4 protein-coding genes are annotated in these 3,375 nt (G+C 62.8%); all 4 read right to left on the bottom strand.

Going from position 1 to position 3,375, the window contains the following annotated elements; genetic code table 11:
• Positions 1–912 (bottom strand): GGDEF domain-containing protein (locus EOD15_RS31150; RefSeq protein WP_148129722.1); only part of this gene is annotated, 912 nt, incomplete at its 3' end.
• A 115-nt stretch (positions 913–1,027) separates the two neighbouring features.
• On the bottom strand, positions 1,028–1,849 hold the full coding sequence (locus EOD15_RS31145) for a DUF72 domain-containing protein (RefSeq protein ID WP_127321437.1): 822 nt from the start codon (positions 1,847–1,849) through the stop codon (positions 1,028–1,030).
• A 23-nt stretch (positions 1,850–1,872) separates the two neighbouring features.
• The gene (locus EOD15_RS31140) at positions 1,873–2,343 is read right to left on the bottom strand and encodes a GNAT family N-acetyltransferase (protein WP_127321436.1); all 471 of its coding nucleotides are present in this window, start codon (positions 2,341–2,343) and stop codon (positions 1,873–1,875) included.
• 33 nt (positions 2,344–2,376) lie between these two features.
• The coding region (locus EOD15_RS31135) for an ATP-binding cassette domain-containing protein (protein ID WP_127409160.1) at positions 2,377–3,375 on the bottom strand (999 nt) is incomplete at its 5' end.

Genomic DNA, 3,375 nt, shown 5'->3' with positions numbered 1-3,375 from the left:
CTTCAGCACCAGCGCGAATTCCTCGCCGCCCATGCGCGCGGCGACATCGCCCGGGCGGAGATTGCTGGCGAGTTCCCGTGCAAATCCCCTCAGCACCTCATCGCCGGCGGCGTGGCCGAATTCGTCGTTGATGGCCTTGAAGTTGTCGAGGTCGAAGACGACCACCGCCGTGAAGGCACCGACCGGCGCATCGCCGTGCAGGTCGAATAGGGCGCGGCGGTTGAGCAGGCCGGTCAGCGGGTCGGTCAGGGCATTGTGGCGGTGATGCCGGGCCAGACGCCCTTGGTTCAGGGCCAGGGAAAGCGCTCCGATGCCGGTCATGCTGGCGATAACGATGATGAGGCTCAGTTCCTCGGCCCAGTTGCTTGGCGCATGTCCAAGGACCAGCTTTCCCTCCCAGGCCAAAACCATGGCGCAGAGAGCAAAGGATGCGGCCGTGGCCGAATAGAGCGCGGTGATACCGGTTGTCAGGGCAGGGGCTTCGTCGCGGCCTTTCCAGTATTCGACCGCCGTTGCGAACAGAAGCAAGGCGGCGAAGGCATTTTCGAACATGAAGCCCAGCCCGTCATAGCCTAGAGCCATGGGAGGCAATGTCACGGCCAGCGAAATGGCGCTGCCAAACGCCGTTCGCGGCACTGGCGAGCCGCCGGTTCTGAACTGGTAGGCCGCGCCCAGCATTGTCGAGAAACCGAGCAGGAGGAAAGCCAGCGTGGCGATGCCCAGCAGGCGCCCGGGCATATCGATATAGGCGTCATAGAAAAAAATATCGCCGACCACGAACACCAGGCTGGCCGCCCATGTCAGCAGGAACTTTTCCGAGCGAGCGGTCAGCCACATGCCAAACAAGGTCAGGCTCAGGCAGGCAGCGGAAAAACCGACAGCCAGCAGAAGTGAAGTGTAGTCGAGCGACATGCCCCTCGTCCTTGCCCGCGGCGGCCCAGATTTGCGACTGGTTCAGCTGGATTCATGCAGCAAGGAGGTATCGATAAGGTTACGACGATGGCGAAGATGCCATGATTCCGCAGCGTCAGGGCACCGACAGATCCTGGTCCACCCGCTTCATCAGTGCCATGGCGCCGAACGGCGCTCGCACCTTGCCCTCCGTGATGAAGTAGACGAACACGTCGCGCGGCTTGACCGGCGCATCGGTGGCGGGGTCGGCGCGCCGCAGGTCGGCCGGCTGCTTGCCTTGCGCCCAGATATTTACCCGCGCGGCCCATTCATCGAGACCTTTCGGCGTGTAGCAATCGGGATTGTCGTCACTGCCGGTCTGCAGCCGGGCGTAGACGAAATCGGCGGTGACGTCGGCGATATCGGGATATTTGGCATGGTCGGCGTAGACGATCGCGGCCTTGTATTTTCGGGCAAGTGCTGCGAATTCCGGCACGACAAAACTGTCGTTGCGGACCTCGACCGCGTGGCGCAGCGCAACGCCGTCCTGCTTTTCCGGCAGCAGTTTCAAAAAGGCTTCGAAATCGTCCGGATCGAATTTCTTGGTCGGCGCGAACTGCCACAGGATCGGCCCGAGCTTTTCGCCGAGTGCGGCAACGCCCGAACCGAGGAAACGCATCATCGATTCGCCGGCCTCGCCCAGCACGCGCCGGTTGGTGACGAAGCGGTTGCCCTTTAGCGAGTACACGAAACCGTCCGGCGCCTCCTTGGCCCATTTAACGAAGGTCGGCTCCTTGAAGCTAGAATAGTAAGTGCCGTTGACCTCGATGCTCGGCACCTGGCGAGTGGCGTAGTTCAGCTGCTTGGCCTTGGAAAGCTTGTCGGGATAGAAGGACGTATCCCAGGGCTCGAAGGTCCAGCCGCCCATGCCGGCGCGGATTGTTCCCGATGTGCTCATCTCATTCTCCCAAGTTCAGAAAATCAGGCCGCTGTGCTCTCGTGGACCGATTTTGCCATGTCGACCAGCACCCATCCCGGCCGGTAGGGATTGGGCCGGCGACCCGTTTCGTGGAAACCATAGGCCAGATAGAGCGCGATGTTCCGCTCCATCCTGGCGTTGGTGTAGAGCCGCACTTCTGGCAGACCCCAGAGACGGGTCAGCTCATCCGCGTGTTTCAGCAGCGCAATGCCGAAGCCCTTGCCCTGAAAGTCAGGAGAGACCGCTACGGAGAAGATCATCGCGTGGTCGTCATGCCGTTCGAGCGTGATCAGTCCGGCAAGTCCGCCGCCACTTTCCAACACCCACACCTCGCCGCCCTCAATGCGCGGCGCATAGTCCTCGGTGACTGGGATCGGCGGTGCGCCTAACAGTGCAGTGTAAGGCGCATAGGCCGCTTCCGTCAGCGAGACGACAGTGTGGAGATCGCCGGCAAGCGCCCTTCGGATTGTCATCAAAAGCTCTCCAGGCGGCCGCCGATCCGACCATCACTCCGCCGCTTCGCGCTTGCCTCCGGGGCGCCGTTCCAGAAGCTCCTTCAGGAACTGGCCGGTGTAGCTGCGCTTCTCGCGCACGATCGCTTCCGGCGTGCCGGAGGCAACCAGTTCGCCGCCGCCGTCGCCGCCTTCGGGGCCGAGGTCGAGCACCCAGTCGGCGGTCTTGATCACTTCGAGATTGTGCTCGATGACCACCACCGTGTTGCCCTGGTCGACCAGTTCATGCAGCACTTCCAACAGCTTGGCGACGTCGTGGAAATGCAGGCCGGTGGTCGGCTCGTCGAGGATATAGAGCGTCTTGCCAGTTGCCTTGCGCGACAGTTCCTTGGCCAGCTTGATGCGCTGCGCCTCGCCGCCGGACAGTGTCGTCGCCTGCTGGCCGATATGGATGTAGCCGAGGCCGACCTGCTTCAGCGTTTCGAGCTTGTCGCGCACGCCAGGCACGGCGGCGAAGAAGTCGACGCCTTCCTCGACCGTCATGTCGAGCACGTCGGCGATCGACTTGCCCTTGAACACCACGTCGAGCGTCTCTCTGTTATAGCGCTTGCCGTGGCAGACGTCGCAAGTGACGTAGACATCGGGCAGGAAGTGCATCTCGATCTTGATGACGCCGTCGCCCTGGCAGGCCTCGCAGCGGCCGCCCTTGACGTTGAACGAAAAACGTCCCGGCTGATAGCCGCGCGCCTTGGCTTCGGGCAGGCCAGCGAACCAGTCGCGGATCGGCGTGAAGGCGCCGGTATAGGTGGCGGGGTTCGAACGCGGAGTCCTGCCAATGGGCGACTGGTCGATGTCGATGACCTTGTCGAGGAATTCGAGGCCCTCGATGCGGTCGTGGTCGGCCGGGTGCTCGCGCGAGCCCATGATCCGGCGCGAAGCAGCCTTGAACAGCGTTTCGATCAGGAAGGTCGACTTGCCGCCGCCCGACACGCCGGTGACGGCGGTGAAGGTGCCGAGCGGTATTTCGGCGGGGACGTTCTTCAGATTGTTGCC

It is taken from the genome of Mesorhizobium sp. M7A.T.Ca.US.000.02.2.1 (genome assembly GCF_003996995.1).
Taxonomy (GTDB): domain Bacteria; phylum Pseudomonadota; class Alphaproteobacteria; order Rhizobiales; family Rhizobiaceae; genus Mesorhizobium.
Note: the sequence above shows the minus strand (reverse complement) of the source record. Positions and strands in the feature narration are given on the sequence as shown.

Bases quoted from the DNA above. Each gene is read 5' to 3' on its own strand.
- EOD15_RS31140 (WP_127321436.1), bottom strand. From the start codon at position 2,343: ATGACAATCCGAAGGGCGCTTGCCGGCGATCTCCACACTGTCGTCTCG.
- EOD15_RS31145 (WP_127321437.1), bottom strand. From the start codon at position 1,849: ATGAGCACATCGGGAACAATCCGCGCCGGCATGGGCGGCTGGACCTTC.